Genomic DNA, 26584 nt, shown 5'->3' with positions numbered 1-26584 from the left:
ACCTGTTTGCGATAGTCTATTGAATAAGTCATCGTTTATTTCATTAAATGCAATTGTTAATAGGATTGTATCGGTTTTATTTGGATTAGACTATATATCGAATTGCTCTTTTGTAAAAACAGGTAATGCTTCCAAACTAGCTATTATTTTTTCAATTTGGTTCTGACTTTTATTTAATCGAGTATCTTGGTAAGCATGTCTAGACCAGTAAAAACCAATGTATCTAGAATCTAAAATTACTCTATTAACTTTATCCATACTCATATGTGGAGCTCCTTTTTTTGAAAAATATACCTTTTTATCTTTAAAGCTATATTTTCCAACATTCATGAAGCCAATATTTACCTTAGGTTTATACATTTCAGCATAATGAACAGGTCTATAATTGTCATCAAAAACTCCTACTACTCCAGAGCCTAAAGAGATATAGAATCCTTCATAACATTTCGTCAAGTAATCACTCATAATTCTAAAATAGTTTAAAGATACACAATCATCGTCATCTAAAACAAACCTGCCTATCCAGACATCATCCTCTAAAATACTTAGATCAAAATAATCCATGATCATTGAGTTAGTTTTATACTGGGGATCGCCATTATCATAAAATAGATTAAGCTTTAAAAAACTATATTTTTCTTCTAATCTTTCCAAATCTTTTATGTACTTTATAGGAAGTGATTCTGAATACTCAATAATATGTAAAAACTTATACCCTTCACTCGCAACCTCTAATAAAGGCAATATAATATTCATTAAAAAATTAATTCTAAAATTTAATCTTTTTTCTTCATAAAGCGTTTTTTTATAATTCTCTATATCCTCAAAATCTCTTGAAATATTCCAGCCTTTTGACTTTGGTAAGAATAAGCTAAATCTAGTTCTCGCTACAAACATGCAATTAATCCTTTATCTTAAGAAATGTGTGTTTTTGATATTTTATATAGGCATTCAATATTATTCTTCTCTATACTTCTATCTATTTTAACTTTATGTACACCATTACTATCCTCCCATGAAAAACTTATCATTCTACCCGAAATACTACTCATATTACGTTCTACATTAACCTTTATGTCTTCGGTAAAACTGAACAAAGTTGCAAACGATGCTGTATTGGTTTGTGAAACATTAAAGTTAATAGAGTCATTAGCTAACACTTTTTTCTCTGTAGGAGAGAACCATCCTTGTAAACGAGGTTCTTCAACACCTCGCTTTACTTCTGACCCTGTAGCATCTTCTAGAAGCGATGTAATGTGTAATGTAGACTTATCATCTAAATTAGTGTGATAACTGTTATTACCAGTTTTCACAATATTTAAACTAGGATCAAAATTGAACCACTGACGCACGTCATGTAAATCGCCCGCATTATCTTTGAACCAGTCAAATACTATTAACCACTGGCTTGGCATATATGTAATGACGCGAACACGGCGGATACTCTTAAAATGCTTGCATTCTGTTTCAAGGAGTACCAAGCCATTATCATATTTTTTATGACGTCTTATGGCACTACCATAAGGCTTAACTCCTTTCCTAGCATAATCAACACCATCAAATTCTAGCGTATTGTGTGCCCGAGTTGACTCACAATATAATCTGCTAGGATGAGTGTACCAATATCCCTGCTGCCATAGTTCAGTGCCTATTTCTGCTTTTCCAATATACCCATATCGTCCTGCATCTATTAAAATATTATGTCCACGCTCGTACCATATAAAGCTCAAGTCATCAGCATGTTTGTGAGTGCGTGAATGAAAAGCACCTGTTTGTGCAAGATAGCTATACTGATCGTAACTGACGTTTGAATCAAGATTATTACTGCGAACTATAAAATAACCCGCCTCTTCAAAAGCCTTCATTGTTTGTTTTTTCAGAAAGCCTATCTCTCCATTTGTGGTTACAAATTTCATTTCAGGAGTTTGCCACTTCTTATCAGCAGCTGAACTCTTTATACGCATCAATCGCCAATCAGAGTCTCCAAAATTAGCAATATACTGATTAGGTAAAATAAACCAAGATAAAGCTTCTTCAATTTTATAGGTAAAAGCAAGAATATATTCATCCTTAATTAAACCTGCTCTAATGACCCCAATTAAAGTTTCATAAACCATTCTATGATAGTCAGGAGAGTGCTCTCTATGTACCCCATCAATAGTAAACTGTTGGTCTAACATCACCTTAAAGCGTTCAATTCCTTGATCCAGCGCATTAGCCATGACATCAGAGTATTGGCTAAATCTTCTACCCATAGCAATTTGGCCTGTTGCTTGGTAGTAACCATGATTATTGTGAAAAGTGATATTACTATCGTCACTTAAGTATGCTTGATGAGCTAAAAGAGCACTCCACAGCTTTTTTGCAGTAGCATCATAAGCTTGGATATCACTTCTATACTTATCAAATATATATGCCAATCTATAGGCACGCAGACCTACTGCCATATCATACCAAGAAAAATCTATACTATTTTCAATTACAAGCGGTAAGTTTTTTTCTAAATCTACGTAACGTTCTATCCAATCTAAAGCTATCTTCAATGCAGGTGCAAAGAGCGCTTCATCTGTATTTAAATTGTATGCGAAAAGTAATGTATCTATCATATTCCATGAATGTATATAAAAATTCCAAGTTCGCTTATCGTGTGATTCAAGATTCCAAGGAATAGTTTTTTTGATATCGATTCTAGGATATGTTCTTTTAGCCCATCCATTTTCTAAAATATCATAAGCTTCTAAACTGGATTCTTTAGCTGTTTTTTTGATATTACTAAGATTTTCATAAGGATCGATCATAAAATTCCAATTCTTCTAGTTATATTCTATTTAACTACCTATCAAGTAACAACTGTTCAAATATTTCGTAAATTTATAGTCATGCTATGCGGGTTTGAAGAGCCTAGAAAAAACCATCTTTCATAGCATTGTATTTTTCATAGAGGATTTCTCTTATTTATTTTAAATGACTTCGCAATTTATCTTAGTAAAACATCTAAGTGTTATATTTGAATAATATTTCATCAATGATAACCTTTGCTTTTTCAGCGGTGCGTTTCCAAGTACGTTCTCGCTCAACAAAGTCTCGACCTGCCTCACCATATGCTTGCCACTTTTCAGGGTTATCTAGCAAATACTTCATCTGTTGCATCAGGTCTTCAATGTCGCCGCGTTCAAATACTCTTCCATTAACATCGTGAGTGATCATTTCAGTCAATGCTTTATTACTTGATACCAATACTGCTTTTTTCATTGATAAGGCTTCTAATGTCTTCATAGGCGGTACAATCTCGCAAACTGGCCATGCTTTACGAGGAAATGGTGCAATATCAATCAGCGAATAGTACCGTTCTACTTCTTCGAAAGGCACTCGTCCCGGCATAATGAGCCAATCCTCAAATCCTGCTTCTATTGCAATATCTTTTACTTGATCAGTGATACTACCTTTGCCTTGTCCGGTAGCATTTTCATTACCAACAATCAGTAATCTAAACTCATAACCTAATTGCTTTAATCTAGAGCAGGCAATCGCTAAATCATCCAAGCCCTCATAGCTAACCAACGTACCCACATAGCCAATCACAGCGATATCTGAAGGGATTTTAAGTTCTTTTGTCAGCAGAAGGTCTCTGCTAGTAGGATTAAAACGCTCTACATTACAAGAATTAGGCAGTAAAGTTATTTTCTCTCTTGTATCTACACCTCGAGATTCAAGCTCATCTATCATTCCTTGAGTCAATGTGAATATGTGATCTGCATACTCTGCTACTAAGGCCTCCAATTTCTTCTCTACTGCAAACATTGGGTTGTGCTCAAACTCTGGATATTTAGACAAGCGTGTAACCTCCCAAAACCCCCGAATCTCATAAATAAAAGGTATACCAAGTTCACGAGCTGCAAACATCGCAGGTAAACCATCTAAATGATTAGATGCTGCAATTATTAATTGGGGCTTATCTTTTGTAAAAACCTCTTTGTAGCTTTCTACTGCTTTCAGCATATATTCGTAGTTTGAGTAATCACGCCGAGATGGAGATAATAGGCGCGTATAAGTGACTTGATCTATAATGTTTTTTGGCGCTATATCTTTTACCTGAATCTGGCTGATATCATGTGGGTATCCAGGTCTAGTCACTGCATAGATATCTAGTTTCTGCTCTCTTAAAGCAGTAAGCAGACCATGCCCTCGGGTCGCATAACCACCACTAGAATAAGGTAAACTATTATGAATAACGTAACAGATTCTACCTTTAATCGGTTGGTATAATGGTGTTTTTACACGTTGGGGAACTTGATCAGCTAATTTTATAAGCTGGTCGGGCGCTGACCATAATAAATTACGCTGCCTTTGCGTTGGTGTGTCGCCTGCAAAATACTCTAGTAGTTCTAGTATTTTAGATGACTTCTTGTGAGCATTCACGCTTTGGTATGAGAAGTAGATATTTCGAAGAGTACCTTCACTTGTATCTTTAGAATAAGCATAATCTGCTAACTTTTCTATATATGTCGCATAAGTTCTATTTGTATCTAGCTTTGATCTAGCTGCTTTTATTGCTCGCAATGCCAGTGCGGCTTTTGATTTGTTATTGAGACGATAATCTACATTGATGAATTGAATAATATCTTCTATGTTAAGCTTTTCTAACATTTCTATGAAAAGTTTCTCTTGGGAATTCTTGTCAGTTAAGATCAGTCTGTGTCGATAATTTTGAATGAGATTTTCTTTGATTTGTTGTAGACAATATTCCTCACTGCTGATCAAATGCTCATCAACATACTCTCTACTAAAATGTCCAGTAAACACTTTATCCAGTCCAGCTAATTGAGAAACGTCATGATCTGCATAACCTTTATGATAAAAATATAAGTAAGAAAATAGCTCTAGTCCCTCATCAAAGCAACAGTCATCGATCATAGAGACACAAGCTTCATAATAAGTTGCTTTGGACTTGTCTAAAGCTAATGCGATTTTTGCTAGCTGAGTACGAATACCAGCCTCTCCCAACCGTTTATTGAGAATTTTACCAAATTCCAGTAATTTGATAGCTTTTCGCGATCTTGATACTATGCTCGACTGCTTCTCTATTAGCTGAATAAGTCCATATGGGCCCATATCTTTATAAATAGATATTATCGTTTCAGGATTATCTAGAGCTCTTCCTTCTTTCTCGCTAGTATTTTCATAAATATTAGTTAAAGTTTGGAAATCACCTGTTTCAGAAATAAAAGCTAATATTTCATTAATACTTTTTTTAAAAGCTTCATCACCATATAAGTGATTTTGACGCCTTAAATATAATGCTATAGCTTTAGCTAGAGCTTCTGTTGGCTTCAGTTTTCCTGAACCAATATCAGCTATTAACTTAGCAGTGCGTGCTGATATTTGAAGATTATCTTCGCGTTCAACAAAGGCTCTTTGCACCTTTCCAAACCTAGATTTGACTGGTGCTAAACTAAATTTCATTAAGATTTTTCCTATAGAGTATTTTGAACTCACTAGCATAAATTACGAGAACAAAATTATATCTAAATAATACCCACAGCATCTACGATAGACTTATTTGAAGGGAGATTGACTGACTTGAATTCGCTATGACCAACTAATACAGCAATAATATTCGCTTGTTCTAAGGCTGTTCCTAAAGAAACTAAGGTGCCACATCCTAATTTTTCAGGTAGCTTTTCAATATTCGGCTCAACCAATAAGATATTTGCATTATCAGCATCAAGCATTGTCTTAGCAATATTAACTGCTGGACTCTCACGTAAATCATCAATATCAGGCTTAAATGCCAATCCCAATAGAGCGACCATTGGCTTAGCAATACCCTGATCTTTTAGCTTATCAACTTCAGCATTGATTTTATCTACCACCCAACTAGGCTTACTGTCATTGATCTCGCGAGCAGCACGAATAATCTTAGCTTCATTAGGATTTTGGTTGACGATGAACCATGGATCAACAGCGATACAGTGACCACCGACGCCAGCACCTGGCTGCAGGATATTCACGCGCGGATGATGATTGGCAAGATCAATCAACTCCCAAACATTAATATCGAGCTTATCAGAGATAATAGACAGCTCATTGGCGAAAGCGATACTCACATCACGAGAAGCATTTTCAGTAAGCTTTGCCATCTCTGCTGTACGGGAGTTGGTTTCTAATAGCTCGCCTTCTACAAATATGCGATAGACCTCTTTGGCTTTCGCAGTCGACTCTTTAGTCATACCACCGATGATACGGTCATTTGAGATAAGCTCTTCAACGACCTTACCAGGTAAGACGCGTTCAGGGCAGTAAGCCACAAATATATCTGCTTCAGTATCAGGCTCATGATACTTAGGGAATGATAGATCAGAGCGCTCCTCAGCGAGCCATTCGACCATTTTTTCAGTAGCACCCACTGGTGAAGTCGACTCTAGAATGACCACATCACCTTTTTCTAATAGTGGCGCTAATGCTTTACTAACGGCCTGTATATAAGATAGGTCGGGTTCATGATTAGAACCTTTAAAAGGCGTAGGTACGGCAATCAGATAAGCATCTGCGTTTACTGGCTCAAGACTGGCTTTTAGTTTACCGTTATCTACAGCTTGTTTTACAATTGCTTCTAAACCAGGTTCTACGATATGAATCTTACCTTGATTAATTGTGTCAACGGCATGCTGATTGACATCAACACCGATCACATTAGCACCATGATGAGCGAACATCGCAGCTGTTGGTAAGCCGATATAACCCAGGCCGAACACACAAATATTTTTCATCTCAATCCTATGAACTACTGTACATGACTTTAATTTAGGCAACTTCTTCGAGTTTGGTGGTGCTTTCGTATAAAAATTCAACAATAGTATCTGTGATACGTTGTGATGCTTTACCATCACCGTATGGATTATGAGCTTGGCTCATCTTTAGATATATAGCTTCATTTTCAATCAGGTTGCTAACTTCAGCAACGATGGTAGGACCATGAGTACCTACTAACTTGACGGTACCTGCCTCAACTGCCTCTTGACGTTCGGTCGTTGTGCGCATGACCAATACCGGAATACCAAGCGATGGCGCTTCTTCCTGAATACCACCTGAGTCTGTCAAAATGATGTGACTGGTGCTCATCAGATATACAAAAGGTAGGTAATCTTGTGGTTCAATAAGTTTGACGTTATCAAGACCACTCAACAAACGGTTTACAGGCTCTTTTACATTAGGGTTAAGATGTACAGGGTAGACAAATTCATAATCTGGATATTTTTGAGCCAGTTCTTTAATTGCTTGGCAGATAGACTCAAAGCCTTCTCCAAAGTTTTCACGACGATGACCTGTGATAAGGACACGACGTTTACTAAAGTCCAGTTCAGTGAACTGCTGTTGAAGAGCCGCCCGAAGAGATGCATTGTTTTCCAGCTTTTCTTTAACATCTAATAAAGCATCAACCACTGTGTTGCCGGTGACATAGATATATTCTGGGTTATTATGCTCGTCATATAGGTTTTGCGCCGCTGCTTTGGTTGGAGAAAAATGCAGCTTAGTAATAACACTGGTCAATTGTCTGTTGGCTTCTTCTGGCCAAGGTGAATAAAGACTGTACGTGCGTAATCCAGACTCGACATGACCAATTGGAATTTGCTGATAAAACGCTGCTTGCGCACCACATAGCGTAGTAGAAGTATCACCGTGTACTAGTACCAAGTCAGGCTTACATTCTTGTAAAATAGGTTCCAGTGCCATTAGCATTCTAGAACTAGCCTGTGTAAGACTCTGATCAGCTTTCATAATATCTAAATCATAGTCTGGTATTATCTCGAATAGAGCCAGCACTTTATCTAGCATCTCACGATGTTGAGCAGTCACACAAACGATTGAATGAATATCAGGATTGGATTCTAAAGCTTTTACTACAGGTGCCATTTTGATCGCTTCTGGTCGTGTGCCAAAAATACTAAGTACTTTTTTCATAGGGAGGCTCATATATAAACGATTAAAGATATTCTTGGAATTTGTGAAAATTTGTCCATTCTAATGATAAAAGTATTTATTATCAATCTTTTAATGCTGCTTATCTTTCTTTTAGTACCGTTTATCGTTCACTACTTTTGTAACGACCAATTTACACTGATTTAGCATATCCACTCCGCTTTTATGATATTTAGCACTTTGCACACTAAACCTTACTAATACTTGTTAGAATAATCTTCAATATTAGACTGTAAACAAGACAATCTATGCAAAGCTCTTCTCTTAAAGGCTATAGCCGATCTCTAACGATACTGCATACCTCAGACTGGCACTTAGGGCGACGTCTGTATGGGCGTCTTCGTTACGAAGAATTTGAGTCATTCCTGCATTGGCTACAAGACACCATCAGCGTGCAAAAAGTAGACATACTGATCGTCGCAGGTGATATCTTCGATACCATGACTCCAAGCAATAAAGCCCAAGCGTTGTATTATGAGTTTTTAGGTAAGGTCTCACGCTCATGCTGTCAGCATGTGGTTATTGTCGCAGGCAATCATGACTCACCGACATTTTTAGACGCGCCAAGCAATGTGCTTAAGTTTTTGAATGTGCATGTGATTGGTACTGCTTGTGATGACTTGGACGACGAAGTATTGGTCTTGGGTGATGACGACAACAACCCTCATTGTATTATTGCCGCTGTGCCCTATTTGCGCGATCGAGATGTGCGTAGCAGTAGCGCTGGCGAGTCCGCAGATAGCAAAGACGCCAATGTTATCACTGGTATTTGCGAGCATTATGACAATGTTGCAGACATTGCGAAGGCTAAGCAAGCCGACTTAATCAGAACGCATCAGCGATATATTCCTATCGTCGCGACAGGACATCTATTCGCGTCTGGCGGCAAAACAACCGAGGATGATGGTGTACGCGAGCTATATGTCGGATCCTTAGGTAAAATCTCCGCCGATATGTTCAATGATGGCTTCGATTACGTGGCACTTGGGCATTTGCACGTGCCGCAGCGTGTTGGCGGTCGTGAGAGTATTCGCTACTCAGGCTCGCCTATCGCGATGGGTTTCGGAGAGGCCAAACAGCAAAAGCAGGTTTTGCTCGTACAGTTTGGTGCCGCAGAACATTTCAATAACGACATCTCAGAGCTAAACGTTGCACCTAATAGTATTACTCCTCATGCTATCGATACAGCTGCTGACATTGAAGTCGCCCAAGTGAAAAAATCAGTAGATAAATTAGCAGAAAAAACCGCTAAAAAAGTGTCTAGTCAGGCACTGCCTTTCATGGATGATTTGTTTGGCTTTGATGAGTCATTAGAAGATGAGGAAGTTAAAAAATCTACTGTCGTAGAAAATACTCCTATTCAGCCTGAGCAATATAAAAGCATTCGAGAAACTTCTACTGACGCCGTGACGAGCAATAAAATACTGCATCGCGATGATGCTAATCAGATGCAAGTAGTTTCCCTGCCCATCCCAAAGTTCCAACAATTGGCGCAAATATCGGGTGACCTAACCACGATTGAACAAACCATTAGAGCGCTTATGCAATTGGACTCTATTTGGCTAGAGATTGTCTATACAGGCGATGAGATTGTCAGTGATTTGCGTGAGCAAGTGCAAGCAATGGTAGAAGGGTTGCCATGTGAAGTGCTTAAGATAAAAAACACTCGTACTTATAACAAAGTGCTTAATCAGCAGCAAACCTCTGAGAACTTGCAGGACTTAAATGAGATGGAAGTGTTTGAGCGCTGCTTGACGATAAATGATGTGGCTGATTCTCAAAAAGACTCATTGCGCGATGCCTATGGTCAGATACTTTATAACTTACGTCATGAAGACAAACAGGCAGAATAATAAAAGCGACATATCATGACCACACTTCCTTATCTTTCTCAATTTTTCGCAGTTGCGGCTATTACTAATATTAAGACTTATCCATGCGCCTAATCGAACTCAGACTAAAAAACCTCAACTCCCTAAAAGGTGAATGGCTTATTGATTTTGCTGACACTGCCTTTACCAATGAAGGTATCTTTGCTATCACTGGGCAAACAGGTGCTGGCAAGACCACCATATTGGATGCTATTTGCTTAGCGCTATATGGTGAGACGCCAAGGATTAATAGTATCAGTAAGAGCAGTAATGAGGTGATGACGCGGCAGACGGCAGAATGTTTCGCTGAAGTAGTGATTGACTTAAATGGCGAGCAGTATCGCTGCCGCTGGGGACAGCGCCGTGCTTACAATAAAGCAGACGGCAATCTGCAAGATGCGACTCATGAAATCGCTAAGATAAACGTTGATGACTCGTCAAAAGAGGATGAGCTGTTAGAGAGCACCTTAAAGCATACCAAAAACAAGATCATTGAACTGACTCGAATGGATTTTCAGCAGTTCACTCGCTCTATATTGCTGGCTCAGGGCAGTTTTTCAGCATTTCTAAAGGCAAAGGCTGATGAACGCGCAGATATTTTAGAGAAAATTACGGGCACTGATATTTACGCGACCATCTCAACACAGGTTCATGATAAGAAACGTACCGAAGAAGAAATTCTCAGCAAACTGCAATACGGTCTAGATGGCTTGACGCTCTTAAATACCGATGAAGAAAATCAGTTAAAAGCCGATTTACAGTCGTATCAAAGTGCCCAAAGTGAGCAGCAGCAGACCATTCAAGATTTGGCCGAAAAGATAAAGTGGCTAGATAGCGTGACAGAGTCAAAAGAAAAACTGAATACTTATCAAAATGATCTAGATCAGGCTCAGCAAGCTCAGCAAGATTTTATCCCTAGTGCTAAACGCTTAACCGCTGCTAATAAAGCGTTGGAGATTGATAGTCAGTTCAGCCAACTTGTGCATAGTCGCGATAACCTAAAACGTTTACAAGAAGAACAGCAGCAAATTAGTAGTACTTTACCGCAAAAACAAGGTGACTTAGAGCAAGCAACCGCAAATCTAGAGACAGCGAAAACTCATGCGCAAGCTGCCCATGAAGTTTTGCAAACGGCTCTACCCAATATTGCGCAGGCGCGTAGACTAGATATAGACATTACGCAGAATAAGCATGTCCTAAAAGATATTGAGCAAAGACAGCAAACTCTAACGGGCAGCACTCAACATCTAAATAAAGAGATAGACAACCATAAACAACAGGCTGCACAAAATAAAACCCAGCTCGCAAGTGTCGAAAGCTATCTTAATGACGCTCATGAATTAAACACTATCGATAGTGACATAGCGAATTTCAAAAGTCATTGCGGCCGACTAAAAGTAGTATTGCAAGAGAATACCGCCCTATCAGATGATAAAACAAGCCAGCAGCAACAGATCCACCAGTATCGCGCCAATCTTGACGTCTTAAATCAACAGAAAAAGACAAAAGACACCACCATGTTGTCTATACAGGATAAATTGGCCGCTTTACAACAAGAGCAAGCAGCATTAACCCAAGTACAGTCATTGGCTGATATGCGAGATGAGCAAGAGCAGATTGACGATATCAACCGTCAACTTGACCAAGTGAACGTTAAGACAAAACAGCTGCATGAGCTTAGCGTACAAGTAGAGAAAATAGTTGCGACCTTGCCAGTAATGAGTAACGACCTCAAGAAGCTGGCAGGATTAATCGCTGATAATGAATCGGCGCTCGGCGCTGCCAAAGACAAACGTCAAGACAAACAAACCCAGCTGCATTTACTACAAAAAGTTGCCAAATTAGAAGATTATATCGCGGACCTAAAAGATGGTCATCCCTGCCCGCTTTGCGGTGCGTTAGAGCACCCTTATAGCGAAGACCATCCGCACTTAGCGCAAGAAACGGAAGCAACGCAAACTCAGCGGCAAATAGCAGAGCTGGATACGACTATATCCAATTTAGAAGAAACTTTATCTAAACATCGTATTAATCAAGCAACTGTACGACAGCAGTTTTCGCAGCAGGAAGAGCAACAAGACCTACTGAGTGATCAAATCCAAAAATTAAAGACAGATATCGACCAATTGGTCAGTTCAGTACTAAATAAAGGTTATTCTCAATTTATCGCTGAAATATTAAAATCACTGGCGCAGATTGATGTACATATCGATGCGTTGTCATTATTAAGCAATATCAAAATCGAGCTAGGTAAGCGTAAAGAATCTCTTAAAAATACGTTAACTCAATATGAAACGCTTAGCGAGTCGCTCTCTACGATACGTAATGACATCGAAGCGTTAGACAAGGAGCAGCGTGAGCTAACCAGCACTATTAACGAGATTGAGAGCAATAGTGAAAAAATAGCATGGGCTATAGAAAACTTAGACAAAAAATATCATGATAATTTTTCTGAATTGACTGTGCTCAAAACCGATATATTAGCCCTGTTAAATAAATATTCCGCTGACAAACATCAGTCAGATGCAAAAATGGCGATACGTTCTTCACTGCACTCATTGCAGCCGTTGATAACCAGTATCGAAAGTCAAACCATGCTAAGCGAAATGGAGTATCAGGCACATATCAATACTCTGCGCCAATGTCACAGTACCCTTTTACAAATTAAGAAACAGTTCAACGACTATAGAGAGGATCAACAAACCCTAAAAACATCACTCGGTCGATTAGAAACACAAGTTGAGACCAAGCAGTCTCAACTCGACAAAGAAGAAAATGAGCTTGTTAAAATTTCTCAACTCGCGGCTGAAAAAGCGGATACGCTTACGCAATTAAAAACAAACAGAGATAACGTCTTAGCTGATAAAGATCCTGAAGCAGAAGAAAAGCGTTTGCGTGATGAGCTAGAGCAAGCTCAAATCAGCCAGACCTCTGCCCAAAGACAGCTAGACAATGCTGAGCAGATACTTAGTCAATTGCTTGATAAGCAGCGTCACGTGACTAAGCAAGTGGCCATAGTACAGAGAACACTCAATACTCAAGAGGATAGCTTTAAGTCGATACTTGCCGCCTCTGATTTTGCTGATGAAATAGATTTTACTAATGCACGCCTGCCCATAGATGAGCGTAATGTACTTAGACAGCAGCAACAGCATATCGATTATGCGCTAAAACAAGCGCAGTCTTTATTGGTAGAAACCAAAAAAGCACTTGAAGCTAAGCAAGCCAATCCGCTAACAGTAGACGATAGAGAAACGCTTGTCCAACAGCACTCACAAGCGCAAGATGAATTTAACAAACGGATTGAGTCAATCGGTGCAATCAGTCAGCGTTTAAAAGACAACGAGGATAAGAAAACCACGCAACAGGCGCAGCTTGATGCCATCACTGCCCAAAAGGACAAATTGCAAGTTTGGCAACAATTGCATAAATTGATTGGCTCATCTGATGGCAAAAAATTCCGTACTTTTGCTCAAGGGCTAACCTTTGATCTCATGGTCACTCACGCCAATACACAGTTGCAAAAAATGAGTGATCGCTACCTGCTGGCTCGTGATGATAATAGTCCACTTGAGCTAAATGTGATTGATAACTATCAAGGTGGTGAAATTCGCAGTACCAAGAATCTTTCAGGCGGCGAAGGTTTTATTATTAGCCTAGCATTAGCACTAGGGCTATCACAGATGGCCAGTCAAAACATACGTGTGGATTCGCTATTTTTGGATGAAGGGTTTGGTACATTGGATGAGGAATCTTTAGATATTGCGCTTGATACGCTGACCAATCTACAGCAAGAAGGCAAGCTAATCGGGGTGATATCCCATGTTCAGGCGCTAAAAGATCGTATTTTAACCCAAATAAAGGTCGAAAAGCTCTCGGGCGGATTTAGTCGAATCAGTGGTCAAGGGTGTCATAAAATTGTCAGTGAAAAAGCATCATAATTTAATCACTTTACTACTTAATACTTTCGACTAAACCCTTTCTTTTTGACAATGAAAAACCACCGAACATTAAGAACGGTGGTTTTTTTGTGCGACAGTTTAGGAGTGATATTACTTCATTACTTAGTAACTAAACCACTAAGCTCACTCATCAATACGGACAACGTTGAAAGACCGATTTGACCTTCTTCGTCGTTGCTATGCAGCTCATCCAACTTATTCATCTCTGTGGTGACTGCTGCAAGCTGATCGACGTGTCTTGCTCTCCATTCACTAAATGCTTGCTTAGCATCTGGTTTTGAGAGTACCGCATCCATCAATAGGCGCAAGCTGCGTGACAGCTCGTTCACTAACGCATGACGTGCACGACGATCCCAATAATCTTGCTGTGGTAGGCTGGCAATATTTTCCATCATCCAGTCTAATTGCAACACTTGATAAGCTTCAAAGTATAAAGTTGCAATCTCATCAACAGGACGCTCGTATTGCTCAGCCAGCAATGCAGCATCAAGCGCATCGACATGATACGGTAGCATCGCAAATAGCGTAGCGTCATTATCAGACAGCTCTTTTTGCATCAAGCGCTTGGTATCTTCTTGCAGATATTGGGCAAACTGCTGCTCGATAAAACCACTTGGCTTAGTCAATTTTTCTACACTTTCACTAAAGCGACTAATCATATCCGCGACTTGCAGATTTTGACCAAAGGCGTTGATGAACCAGACCACACCGCGCTCAAGTGAATCACGTAGACGTAGCTCAAGATTTAGCAATAACGTCGCCTCAACTTGATTGTCTAGGGCTTCAAGTGCTTTCCAAGCGCGCGATACGTTGAATACATCACGGCTAATCGCATAACCACGTACGATAGTGGCTAGTGATTGATCAGTTTCCTCAAAGAGACGGAATAGCGCTTCAATACCTAAGCGGTTAACCACACTGTTGGTCAAGTAAGTACTGATAATCTCGCGATGCAAACGGTGTTCAGTCATCTCGTCAAAGAAGCGTGACGCAAGCTCATCTGGGAAGTACTTACGTAGCTCATTGATGAAGTACGGATCATCTGGTAAATCAGATAGTAGTAGATTGTCATAAACCCACATTTTGCCATAAGCCAAGACCACTGCTAGCTCAGGATTGGTCAGACCAGTATCCGTTTTTTGACGCTTCGCAATCTCTTCATCTGATGGTAGATACTCAATCGCACGATCCAGACGCCCTTCACTCTCTAGCATCTGAATAAAGCGCTGATGATCACTCAGGTTGGCTGCTGCGCGGATATGGCTTAGCTCAATCGCTTGTGGTTGCAAGTAGTTTTGACGTAGTACCAATTCTGCTACGGTGTCAGTCATACTCTCAAGCAGCTCATTACGTTGCTTCAGCGTCATATCGCCTTGCTCGACCACTTTGCCAAGTAGGATTTTGATATTGACTTCATGATCCGAGCAGTTAACACCGCCTGAGTTATCGATTGCATCTGTATAGATACGTCCGCCCGTTTGAGCGTACTCGATACGGCCTTGCTGGGTTAGACCTAAGTTACCACCTTCACCAACGACGGCTGCACGCAGCTCATTGCCATCGATACGTAGTGAATCATTCGCACGGTCGCCAACGTCAGCATGTGTTTCGTTTGCACTTTTGACATAGGTACCGATACCACCATTCCAGATAAGATCGACAGGTGCTCTTAGTAACGCGCTGATTAAATCGTTTGGTGCAAGGCTGTCTTCACTGATATCAAAGAGCGATTTCATTTCAGGACTGATAGCGATGGTTTTGTCTTGACGTGAGAATATACCACCACCTTGACTGATCAATGATGCTTCATAATCTGCCCATGATGAGCGTGGTAATTCAAACAAGCGTGCGCGCTCAGCGTACGATGCCGCCGTATCTGGATTAGGATCAATGAAAATATGCAAATGGTTAAAGGCAGCAACTAGTTTAGTATGCGTTGATAGCAGCATACCATTACCGAATACATCCCCACTCATGTCACCAATACCGACAACGGTGAAGTCATCACGGTTTTGAATGTCCATACCGCGCATACGGAAGTGACGTTTGACCGACTCCCAACCACCGCGAGCTGTGATACCCATTGCTTTATGGTCGTACCCTACTGAACCACCTGAAGCAAAGGCATCATCTAACCAGAAGTTGTACTCTGCTGCTAGCGCGTTGGCAATATCAGAGAAAGTAGCTGTACCTTTGTCTGCTGCAACAACCAAGTACGGATCGTCTTCATCATGGCGTACCGTGTTGGCTGGCGGGACAATGTTGCCATCTACAATATTGTCTGTGACATCAAGCATGCCGCGTAAGAATGTCTGATAACAAGCGATGCCTTCTGCTTGGAACGCCTCACGACCATCAGCCATGCTCTTGGTTTTTACAATAAAGCCGCCTTTAGAGCCTACAGGGACGATTACTGCGTTTTTGACCATCTGTGCTTTGACAAGGCCAAGTACTTCTGTACGGAAATCTTCCATACGATCTGACCAGCGCAGACCACCACGCGCGACTTTGCCGCCGCGTAAATGAACAGCTTCGACGCGTGGTGAATACACAAATATCTCAAACATTGGCTTTGGTTTAGGCAAGTTTGGAATGTCTGCTGCCAAAAACTTAAATGACAGACGATCTTTGCGCTGACCATCGCTATCGACTTGATAGAAGTTGGTACGTACCATCGCATTGATCAAATCTAAGTACCAGCGCAAGATACGATCTTCGTCTAGACTATCTACATCTGCTAGCGCAGCGGTGATTTGCTCTTGGATAGTAGAAGCCTTTTCTTGACGTTCTTCTTCGCTATACTTAGGATTCATACGTGCGTCAAACAAACTACCTAACGCCACACTGATATCGCTGTTTTTGACCACAGTTTGCTGAATATAAGCACTCGAGAATGGCGCACGTGCTTGTAGCATATAGCGAGACAATGCACGCAATACGACGACATCGTAAGTGTCGAGCTTGGTCGTTAGTACCAATTCATTAAACGAATCGCTTTCAATGCGACCTGCCCAGATTTGCTTGAGGCTATCTTCGAACTGACCACGCACGACTTGCATATTGACCGTATCGACATGCTCTAGGGTCAACTCATACTCTTGCATCCAGATGGGCTGCTCTGGCAAGTCAAACTCATAAGTCTGTGCTGAGATAACTGACACACCAAAGTTTTCAAGTATTGGTAATACTTTTGATAAGATAACCGGCTGCTCGCGACCGTACAGCTTTAGGTGAAGCTGATTACGTGCATCGCCTGTCGACTGGTATAAGTGCCAAAGCATTGGTTGCTCTGCGGTCAGTCCTGCCAAACGCTTCGTGTCTTCGACTGCGGTACGAGCATCAAAACGCTCTTGGTAGGCAGCAGGAATATAGTTTAAGAAACGACGATTTAAAGCATTGGCTTGTTGCTCACCCACATTGTCGAGGAGCATCTTTTGATAATTATCATCCCATGATTGCATGAGTGCTGATAATTTGGCTTCAAGTGTAGCGATATTGACGTCATTTACTTGACCAGGCACGGTACGTACGTGGACATGCACACGAGCATGCGCAGATTCGTTAAACTCAGTGGTAAACCCTGAAGACATACCGTTATAGGCGTCTTTTAGGACATTTTGTACTTTAATGCGTAGCTCGGTGTTGAACTTATCACGTGGGATATAGACCAAGCACGAGACAAAACGCTGATAATGGTCAATACGGCTAAATAGACGTAAGCTCTTTTTGTCTTGTAGTTGAGTAATGCCCGAAACAATTGGGTATAGCTCTTCGACGCTGGCTTGGAACAAATCATCACGTGGTAAAGTGTTAATCACATGCATCATCTTGTGATGAGCATGACCGTCACGTGGCAAGTCTGCCATCGCCATGATTTTATTGGCTTTTTCGCGCAACAGCGGTATTTGCTGTACAGTCAGCTGATAGGCTTGTGATGTAAGCAAACCGATAAAGCGGTATTCACCAATTAGGTTACCATTGTCATCGAACTTATGAATGCCCAAAAAGTCCATATATACTGAACGATGCACAGGTGATACACGGCTTGATTTGGACAGCATTAACACGCGCGGCTCAGTCAACAGTTGCTTTAAACCTCTAGGCAATTGGCTAAAGCTTTCTGATAGCTTGTCTTTTTCAGAACCACGTAATAGACCCAGACCACTGTTACCAATCGCAAATAAATCCAAATCGGTCGGCTCAGAAGTCACTTCGATAGACTGACCACCTTCCAAGCGGTATTCACGATATCCTAAGAATATAAAGTGATCGTCTAAGATCCAATCTAAAAATGCTTGGATTTCTTGTTGTGAATAGAATACTTCTGGTAACGGCTTATTCGAAAGCTCAGTTTTGATATCATTCAACTGCGCACGCATCTGTTTCCAGTCACCAACGACTGTATCAAGCGTGTCAATTTTTGACATCAGCATTTGTTGCAGCGCTTCCAAGTCTTCGTTGTCTTGGTAAGCAATTTCACAATGAATCAATGACATATGTGAGGTGGCACTTTCATGTGCGCCTTCGATATGGGTAATATCACCATTGTCATCACGCTCAACACTGATAATGATATTGTAAGTACGATGAACATCGATACCTTCAGCTTCTAGGCTCATCAAAATCGTATCAACTAAGAACGGTCTATCATAAGCTGCGATTTGAATGACAGTGTGCGAGCTGTGAAAATGCTGCTCTTCTGCTGCTGGGTTTAGTACTGTCAGCTGCGGCTTGCTGCCGTCGTAAGCTTTGAGTAGTGTAAAGTGATGTAGCGCCATGCCCGCCAAGTCAGCATTACTAATCGCCTCTGCCGTTTCTTGATGCAGCGGCTGATAATAGCTATGAATAAAATGATCAAATAGTGATTTGTCTTTTTGTACATAACTGGTAGCAATATCGCTTATCTGGCTAATGCGCTCTTTTGCGATACTGAGGGAGTTTGGCATTTCCTGCGTCCTTTTTTTATAGATTTGGTTTAACATTTATTTATTTAAGTTTATCGATTTAGATTGACTACTGTTACTGCATATTCATCATTGGTGCAACGGTGCAGTATTTCCATTCACGCGACTTATTTTATTTTTATAACAGTTAGAAATTTTCTCCTTTTTTGCTCTTATTTTTTATTAATATGTAGCCATCAGAATTTAATACTACCAATATAGTGAAGTGTAACGCACATAAGGCGCGAGCTAAAGTGTACAACATCATTTCATGAATCAGCGATGTGTCGATAACCTTTACTAATGAGACAATGCGGTTTTGGACACCGATATGGATGATTCGGTGCTGGCAGGCGGATACTCATGGTAATTGAAGGCGTTTTTTTGTTAGAATATGCCAACATATTTAAGAGCGTACGACTCGCTCACTATTAACTTTAATGCTAAGGGCAAAAGGTATGATGAATATTTTGGTAGTTGGCTCAGGTGGTCGCGAACACGCATTGGCATGGCAATGTGCAAAAGATGACAATGTAAAAAATGTCTACATCGCTCCTGGCAATGCTGGCACCGCCCTTGAGCCTAAATGCCAAAACGTTACGCTAGAGTCTACCGACGCTGACGCAGGCGAGCATAGTGCTGTTATCGCCTTTTGTCAAAATAATGATGTCGACATGGTAATTGTTGGTCCAGAAGCGCCTTTGGTCACGGGTATTGTTGATGCTTGTCGTGAAGCAGGTATCAAAGCATGGGGCCCTACAGCGTACTGTGCACAGTTAGAAGGCTCAAAAACTTTTGCTAAAGAGTTCATGGAACAAAACAATATCCCAACCGCTGCTTATCAAGGTTTTACAGACGCAGTCGCTGCAAAAGCCTATGTCGATGAGCAAGGCGCGCCTATCGTTATCAAAGCAGATGGTCTTGCTGCAGGTAAAGGTGTTATCGTCGCTGAAACGATCGAACAAGCACATGAAGCTATCGACGATATGTTAGCGGATAATAAGTTTGGTGATGCTGGCAGCCGCGTGGTTATCGAGCAGTTCTTACAGGGTGAAGAAGCCAGCTTTATCTGTATGATTGATGGTGACAATATCCTACCAATGGCAACCAGCCAAGATCACAAACGTGCTTTTGAAGGTGATACCGGTCCAAACACTGGTGGTATGGGTGCCTACTCCCCTGCTCCAGTTGTTACGAGTGATGTTCATAACAAAGTCATGCAGCAAGTGATTCAACCAGTAGTCGAGGCCATGAAAAACGCAGGCCATCCTTATACTGGCTTCTTATACGCTGGTCTTATGATTGATAAGGCAGGCGATCCGTATGTCATCGAATTTAACTGCCGTTTTGGTGATCCAGAAACGCAGCCTATCTTAATGCGCTTACAGTCATCAATGGTCGATTTGGTCGCACAAGGTTTGGCAGGTCAATTACCTAGTGAAGCAAAATGGGATGCGCGCCCTGCTCTAGGTATCGTTGTCGCATCAAAAGGCTACCCTGAAACTTCATCTAAAGGTGATGTGATTGCTGGCTTGCCAGAACTAGATCCTAACAACGACGAAGCTGTTAAAGTTTTCCATGCTGGCACGGCATTTTCTAACGATAATGACAAAGAAGTCGTCACAAACGGCGGGCGCGTCTTATGTGTAACTGCGCTAGCAGATAGTATTTCTGATGCTCAGCAAGCCGCATTAGCAGTCACCGCTGCTATTAGTTTCGATGGTGCTCAGTACCGCCGTGATATTGGTCACCATGCCATCACTCGCGAAAACGCTTAGTAGCTAAGGCGTACTAAAAACATATTGGGTAACGTCTTGGGCAATATTTTAGAGAATGCGAAGGTTTTGCTCAATATGTTTGATTAATCGTAGTTCTGTATTTTATAGCTTTACATCATTATTTGACCTAGCATCATGCTAGGTCTTATTTTTTAAAATAGATTTTTCTAAATTTTAATAACCAGTGAACTTGATAAAAAATTCTAGCTATTTATGAATCATACTCAAACTAGTAAGCACCTATTTATCAATAGTTACCGCTAGATATTAGCTTACAAAGTAACTATCAATGGCCAGCTCAGGCTCATAAAACCAACGCGCTTTATATGATACAATTTTGTACCTGTGCATCACGTCTCCCTTGTATTGTAGGTTTCGAACCCGCAAATCAATACCAATTGGATGAATGATTATACTTATGGCAAATGATACGTCTAAACCTTTTAGCAACAAGCAATCAATCGATAGCCTAAAAACCTCAGGGTTTGATCGTCGTATGTCGATTGCAAAAACTTCTTTGAATATTGGTCGTCGTTGGGCGGGTAATAGCGTGTCTGGTATGTTCTTAAATAAAGAAGCACGTACTGCACGTAATCAGGCGTTTATGGAAACTCAGGCAAATTATTTGGCATCAGAGCTGGGTAAATTGAAAGGTTCGGTCGTCAAGATTGGTCAAATGCTAGCGATTTATGGTGAACATATACTGCCGCCAGAGATCACACGCGCTTTGCAAACGCTCAATGATGACACGGCGACATTGACTTGGCCAACGATTGAGCAAACATTACGCCAGTTACTGGGCAACAAACTAAACGAGCTAGACATTGATCCTGTTCCCATCGGAACCGCTTCTCTGGCTCAGGTTCATCGTGCGACCGTACTCGCCACTGGCGAACAAGTTGTGTTAAAAATTCAGTATCCAGGTGTGGCAGACGCTATCAACTCTGATCTTGCCTTGTTCAAACGACTGTTAAAAGTAAGTAATATCGTTCCCCAAACACGCGCACTCGATGCTTGGTTTGAGGAAATACGTGACCTACTCCATCACGAAGTTGATTATGAAGCGGAAGCGGCTACGACAGAACGTTTTTACGAGCGTTTAATCGATGATCCCCGCTATATCGTGCCTAAGATTAATCGTACTTATTCTAAAAAACGTCTGCTATGTATGTCATACGAGCCCGGCATCACTGTGGTCTCGGAAGCATTGCAACTATTACCTCATGAACGCCGAAATGCCATTGGTCAAGCGGCCATTGAAATCATGATGCAAGAGATTTTTGTATGGGGTGAGATGCAGACCGATCCCAACTTTGGTAATTACTTAGTGCGTGTGAGCGAAAACGAAGAAGATATCGATAGATTGGTTTTGCTAGATTTTGGAGCGATTCGTCAGTTTGATGGTAACTTATTAACGATTGCCCGTGGTTTATTACGCGCGGGATATCGCCATGATCAGCAAGCAATGAGCATTGCTATGAAAGGATACGACTTTTTCGATAGCATGAGTAATAAAGTACGTTCGGATATTGCCTCGTTATTTTTGCTTGCTACCGAGCCTTTTAGTGATCCTGAGAAAAACGCTAATATCCCTAGTGAATGTTTGGATGAGCAGAATCGCTATATTTGGGCTAACAGTAAACTACATTCACGCCTATCTACTACGGCTACACGCGCAATGCAGTCTTTTGAATTTAATCTACCACCGAAAGAATTTATGTTTATTAGCCGCAAGTTTATTGGTGCATATACCTTTTTGACTGTTTTAGATGCGCACACCAACTCTAACAGCCTCGTAAAACCTTATTTATAAACTGTGCAAATTTGAGCCGTCCTTTAGTGACGGCTTTTTAATTTTTTGATTTTGTTCGCTTAGGCTATTTTATATCTAATATTACTAACTTTACTGTGTATCACTGATATAAGCCCTATATTTACTTAGGCTATTATTTTTCGCTTATAGCATTTACCTGCCAATCATCAAATCTTGTTTTATACCATTTCGGCTTACGAATACTTAGCTCCCAACACACTTCTTGTCGTGCAAGATATTTCACTTCGAAATGAGTGCGCTGACTGGTCGCTGGTACTCGAGAACGTGTTGATGGTAGACACCATACTTTGGTTGCTTGGTGTTCTGCATTGTCCATATAGGATTCGATATTAGTGACTAATATCACTTCTCCGCCCACCTGCAAGCGTGATAATAAAAACTCAAAAAAAGGCATATTCAGCCATTGCTGATTTGGATTGTGCTGTTCAGGATTAGGATAAAGAATGAAGATTTTAGCCAAGCTCTTTGGTTTAATGGCATGCACTGTCCATGCAATCGCATCTGCGTGAATCGCGTCTAGGTTTGATAGATTTTGTAAAGTGGCTAATTTTGAGAATGCTTCAAATTTATTACGCGTGCGTTCAATGGCTATCAAATGCTTATCAGGATTTTGTGCAGCAAAGCTAAGTGCATGCTTACCCTTCCCTGCCCCAATCTCTAGCATCAACGGTTTTTCATTTTTATTGTCATTAATGATATTTGGAATAATAAAGTCACGCGGTGCTGACAGTTTTTGTGGTTGAAAGGCACGCTCTTGCTGATGCGTGAGATCAATATTGTCGGTCATCTACTATCCTTAAAGCATTTGTCTTTTGTCATTATTCGGCCCCATGCTATTATATAGTCAATCCAATTGAATAGTAATACAGCGACAGCAAGTACACCTCGTTTCGTCGTAATTTAAATGACGGATGCGTTTTATGCTTATGTCGTATGCAACCAATACTAATAACATTTAGGACACTGCTCTTTTCTTATGACTGACTCTACTGCAAATACGCCCCCAAAGACCTACCCTTGCCCACGTTGCGGTACCCAGACGGCCTGGCAAGACAATAAATATAAGCCGTTTTGTAGCAGTCGCTGCAAGTTGATCGACTTAGGTGCTTGGGCAAACGAAGACTACACCTTACCTGCAGAAACCACGCCTTTTTCTGACGAGCTATAACCCACACTTTTACTCAATTATTATACCAAGGATGCTTTACATGTCTGCTACTTACCTGATGCCCACTTATAATCGTCAACCAATCAGCTTTACACGCGGTGCAGGCAGTTGGCTCTATACCAAAGATGACACGCCTTACTTAGATGCCTTGACTGGTATTGCGGTATGCGGCTTAGGACACTGTCATCCACAAGTCACTGACGCGATTCAGCAGCAAGCAGGTACGTTAATTCATACAAGTAACTTGTTCGGCATTGACTGGCAAGAGCGTGCTGGAGAGATACTATGTACCGCCGCCCAAATGGACAGTGTGTTTTTTGCCAATAGCGGCGCCGAAGCCAATGAAGCTGCATTAAAACTGGCACGTTTATACGCGTACAAGCAAGGTTTTAAACGTCCAAAAGTTATCGTGATGGAGCAATCGTTCCATGGTCGTACGTTATTATCTTTGTCAGCTACTGCAAATCCAAAAGCGCGCGAAGGATTTTATACACTAGATGAAGACTTTATTCGTGTGCCATTTGGCGATATCGATGCTGTCAAACAAGCTGCTCAAGAACATGATGATATCTGCGCTATTTTTGTAGAGCCTATCCAAGGTGAAGGCGGCCTGAATACTGCAGCCAATGGCTTCACTTATCTTGAAGAGCTACAAGCAGAATGTGACGCTCATAACTGGCTATTTATGCTAGATGAAGTACAAACAGGTAATGGTCGTACTGGTAGATACTTTGCTTATCAACACAGTAACGCTCGCCCTGATGTGTTGACGACAGCTAAAGGTCTAGGCAATGGTTTCCCAGTCGGTGCGTGCATGGTACGTGGCCGTGCCAATGGTTTGTTTGGCGCTGGTAGTCATGGCTCTACTTATGGTGGCACGCCATTGGCTAGCCGTGTGGTACATAGCGTGTATGACGTGCTAGCAAATAGTAATATCATGGAAAACGCAGTGACTGAGGGTTTATTTATCAGAGAAAGTATCGTTGATACATTTGGCCAACATGGTGTTAGCAGTCGCGGTGCAGGTATGATGATTGGTATCGCGCTACCTGAAGACATGGATTGTAGTCAACTGGTGGATCGTGCCCGTGATGAGCAAAAACTAATCATCAATGTGACAGGTGGTCATGTTGTACGTTTGCTGCCGCCACTTAACATGAGCCGTGATGAAAGCACACAAGTCGCTGAGCGTTTAATCAACCTATTGAAGCCATCATTTTAAAGCATGCTTCAACGTTAATAATAGACAATAAAAAAGCCTATAGATGATTCATTATCTATAGGCTTTTCATTAACTACTTACTGCTAACTAAAAACGTTTCGTGCGTAGTGAGAACAACACTTAATTTGCATGGAAGTATTTTTTTAGTACTTCTAGGCAACGAGTGATTTTAGCTGGCTGTTGGTCGCGGTTTAAAGTGACCGCATATAGCACAAAGCTTGGTAGTTGATAGCCAGTCAACACTTCTACCAACTCACCGCTCTCAAGCTCTTTCTTAACATCCATTTCTAACATTCTAACTAAACCGTGACCTTCTTTAGCCAACGTCGTTGCCATAAACACGTTATTGGTATAGATACGTGAGTTCATTTTGACACGCGTTTTTTTGCCAGTTTCAGTCTGAATCATATCGATCTGATTGGCATCTTTCATGATTTCAATACAGATTAATTGATGCTCAGCCAAGTCTTTAGGCGTATTTAGCTTACTGTGCTGACGCAAATACTGAGGTGAAGCAACCAATAGTTGGCGTACATCGGTCAATGGATGACTGCTCAGACTAGAATCATTAATCGATGGACTCATGCGAATAGCAATATCAATACGCTCGTCAATCATATCAATATAATGATTGTCAGCTAGATAGGTGACGCTTAAATCATCATGTGCCGCCATCCACGTAGAGAGTGCTGGCAGTATATGATTAACACCAAGCTCAGGAGTCGTCGATACACGCAAGCTACCTGCTAGCTCATCACGCAATTGATTGACTTTGATACGCCCTTGCTCCGCTGCACTGACGACATCTTTTGCCGCTTCATAAAAGCTCTCACCAGCTTCTGTTAAGCTTAGCTTACGAGTTGAGCGATGTAGCAATACCACACCAAGCTCGTTCTCTAATGAACGAATTTGCTGACTGACTGCACTGGTTGTAATACCTAGCTCACGTGCTGAGCCACTAAAAGAGCCATGTCCGACCACACTGGCGAACACAGCCATACCGCGTAAATTATCCAACATATTCTCACCTAAACGTCATTTCAGTTTTTAATATAACTTAACCATTATAACGACTTTGGATTCATCTTATCGTTATCAAATGGTTCTCTCTTGTTTGATAAATATATTTTGACCCGTAATAAAAACAAAAATATCAAGGTGATATATTGCTATCACCTTGATATTTAATATAAAACTACGTTCAATATATAAATATACTTTTAGATATTTTGAGCAAACACTGTTCTAAAATCTTAATACAGCTGTACTTTACCCATTTTCCCCTCACCGCGTTCAGTTAAATACTGCATTACTGGTGTTTTTAGCAATTTCGTTTCAGCAACGGTTTTCGCTTGCTCTAAACGTTTTTTCTGTCGGCGCTCTGGGGTTTTATCTTCGGTCTGCATGATACTACTATCAATTTTCAAGTCAATGTCAGCTTGCGTAAATTGCTGTTGTAGCTTAGCTGCTAATTGCTGAAAAGTGACCTGCAAATGCTTACTATCAACACTGGTCAAAAACGTGGCTTTACCATTGCATTGTCCAGTCATTGTACCTTGTCGTGCTAGTGCTAGCTCATCTTGAGCCAATACCTCGCTTTCACGAGCAGTTTGCAACCAGTAATCCCACTTTTCTGGGTTCCACTCGCCTGTCAGTTCTTGAGGTGAACAACGCAGCAACGTGCGTGGGTCTTCATCAGAGTGGGCTGTTAACTGAGAATCATTTGCGCCAGGCTCAACAACTGGTTCAGGCTCAACAACTGGTTCAGGCTCAACAACTGGTTCAGGCTCAACAACTGGTTCAGGCTCAACAACTGGTTCAGGCTC

Annotated in this window: 14 protein-coding genes and 1 pseudogene; 6 read left to right on the top strand and 9 right to left on the bottom strand. The window is 41.0% G+C overall.

Translation table 11 applies throughout. From position 1 onward, the window contains the following. Positions 1-90: 90 nt before the first annotated feature. From ACI2IW_RS05810 to wecB, 5 genes are all read right to left on the bottom strand, one after another. A complete protein-coding gene (locus ACI2IW_RS05810) occupies positions 91-897 on the bottom strand; it encodes a glycosyltransferase (protein WP_404692975.1) in 807 nt (268 codons plus the stop codon). Positions 898-914: 17 nt separating this feature from the next. After that, positions 915-2798 carry a heparinase II/III family protein gene (locus ACI2IW_RS05805; protein WP_404692974.1) on the bottom strand — a complete coding sequence of 628 codons (1884 nt, stop codon included), beginning with the start codon at positions 2796-2798 and terminating at the stop codon, positions 915-917. A 196-nt stretch (positions 2799-2994) separates the two neighbouring features. Beyond that, positions 2995-5463 (bottom strand): glycosyltransferase family 4 protein, encoded by a 2469-nt coding sequence (locus ACI2IW_RS05800; protein ID WP_404692973.1) that lies wholly within the window; start codon positions 5461-5463, stop codon positions 2995-2997. 62 nt (positions 5464-5525) lie between these two features. Then, positions 5526-6770, bottom strand: a complete 1245-nt coding sequence (gene wecC / locus ACI2IW_RS05795) for a UDP-N-acetyl-D-mannosamine dehydrogenase (protein WP_404692972.1) — start codon at positions 6768-6770, stop codon at positions 5526-5528. 34 nt (positions 6771-6804) lie between these two features. Further along, a complete protein-coding gene (gene wecB / locus ACI2IW_RS05790) occupies positions 6805-7962 on the bottom strand; it encodes a non-hydrolyzing UDP-N-acetylglucosamine 2-epimerase (protein WP_404692971.1) in 1158 nt (385 codons plus the stop codon). 266 nt (positions 7963-8228) lie between these two features. Here wecB and ACI2IW_RS05785 point away from each other — a divergent pair, with 266 nt between their 5' ends. Together ACI2IW_RS05785 and ACI2IW_RS05780 are read left to right on the top strand one after the other, a co-directional pair. Next, positions 8229-9833, top strand: a complete 1605-nt coding sequence (locus tag ACI2IW_RS05785; protein WP_404692970.1) for an exonuclease SbcCD subunit D C-terminal domain-containing protein — start codon at positions 8229-8231, stop codon at positions 9831-9833. Between the two features lie 83 nt (positions 9834-9916). Then, positions 9917-13792, top strand: coding sequence for an AAA family ATPase (locus ACI2IW_RS05780; RefSeq protein ID WP_404692969.1), 3876 nt, complete (start codon positions 9917-9919; stop codon positions 13790-13792). A gap of 119 nt (positions 13793-13911) precedes the next feature. On the opposite strand, the gene ACI2IW_RS05775 is transcribed toward ACI2IW_RS05780, so the two are convergent. Beyond that, positions 13912-18759 (bottom strand): NAD-glutamate dehydrogenase, encoded by a 4848-nt coding sequence (locus ACI2IW_RS05775; RefSeq protein WP_404692968.1) that lies wholly within the window; start codon positions 18757-18759, stop codon positions 13912-13914. Positions 18760-19217: 458 nt separating this feature from the next. Here ACI2IW_RS05775 and purD point away from each other — a divergent pair, with 458 nt between their 5' ends. Next, on the top strand, positions 19218-20534 hold the full coding sequence (gene purD, locus ACI2IW_RS05770) for a phosphoribosylamine--glycine ligase (RefSeq protein ID WP_404692999.1): 1317 nt from the start codon (positions 19218-19220) through the stop codon (positions 20532-20534). Positions 20535-20952: 418 nt separating this feature from the next. Further along, positions 20953-22347 (top strand): ABC1 kinase family protein, encoded by a 1395-nt coding sequence (locus ACI2IW_RS05765; RefSeq protein ID WP_404692967.1) that lies wholly within the window; start codon positions 20953-20955, stop codon positions 22345-22347. Between the two features lie 133 nt (positions 22348-22480). Here the strand turns inward: ACI2IW_RS05765 and ACI2IW_RS05760 are convergent, their stop codons facing one another. After that, a complete protein-coding gene (locus ACI2IW_RS05760; protein ID WP_404692966.1) occupies positions 22481-23155 on the bottom strand; it encodes an SAM-dependent methyltransferase in 675 nt (224 codons plus the stop codon). Between the two features lie 189 nt (positions 23156-23344). On the opposite strand from ACI2IW_RS05760, the gene ACI2IW_RS05755 reads away from it, so the two are divergent. Both ACI2IW_RS05755 and ACI2IW_RS05750 read left to right on the top strand, forming a co-directional pair. Then, positions 23345-23536: a DNA gyrase inhibitor YacG gene (locus ACI2IW_RS05755; RefSeq protein ID WP_057760289.1), complete on the top strand. Its 192-nt coding sequence runs from the start codon at positions 23345-23347 to the stop codon at positions 23534-23536. A 40-nt stretch (positions 23537-23576) separates the two neighbouring features. Further along, complete coding sequence (locus tag ACI2IW_RS05750; RefSeq protein ID WP_404692965.1) at positions 23577-24758, top strand: aspartate aminotransferase family protein; 1182 nt, start codon at positions 23577-23579, stop codon at positions 24756-24758. Between the two features lie 120 nt (positions 24759-24878). On the opposite strand, the gene ACI2IW_RS05745 is transcribed toward ACI2IW_RS05750, so the two are convergent. Both ACI2IW_RS05745 and ACI2IW_RS05740 read right to left on the bottom strand, forming a co-directional pair. Further along, on the bottom strand, positions 24879-25778 hold the full coding sequence (locus ACI2IW_RS05745) for a LysR family transcriptional regulator (RefSeq protein WP_057760292.1): 900 nt from the start codon (positions 25776-25778) through the stop codon (positions 24879-24881). Between the two features lie 233 nt (positions 25779-26011). Next, positions 26012-26584 (bottom strand): annotated as a pseudogene (locus ACI2IW_RS05740) (DNA polymerase III subunit gamma/tau); the annotation flags it as partial.

This window comes from Psychrobacter sp. NPDC078501 (assembly GCF_044900935.1).
Classification (GTDB): domain Bacteria; phylum Pseudomonadota; class Gammaproteobacteria; order Pseudomonadales; family Moraxellaceae; genus Psychrobacter.
This window is presented reverse-complemented; position numbering and strand designations above follow the sequence as displayed.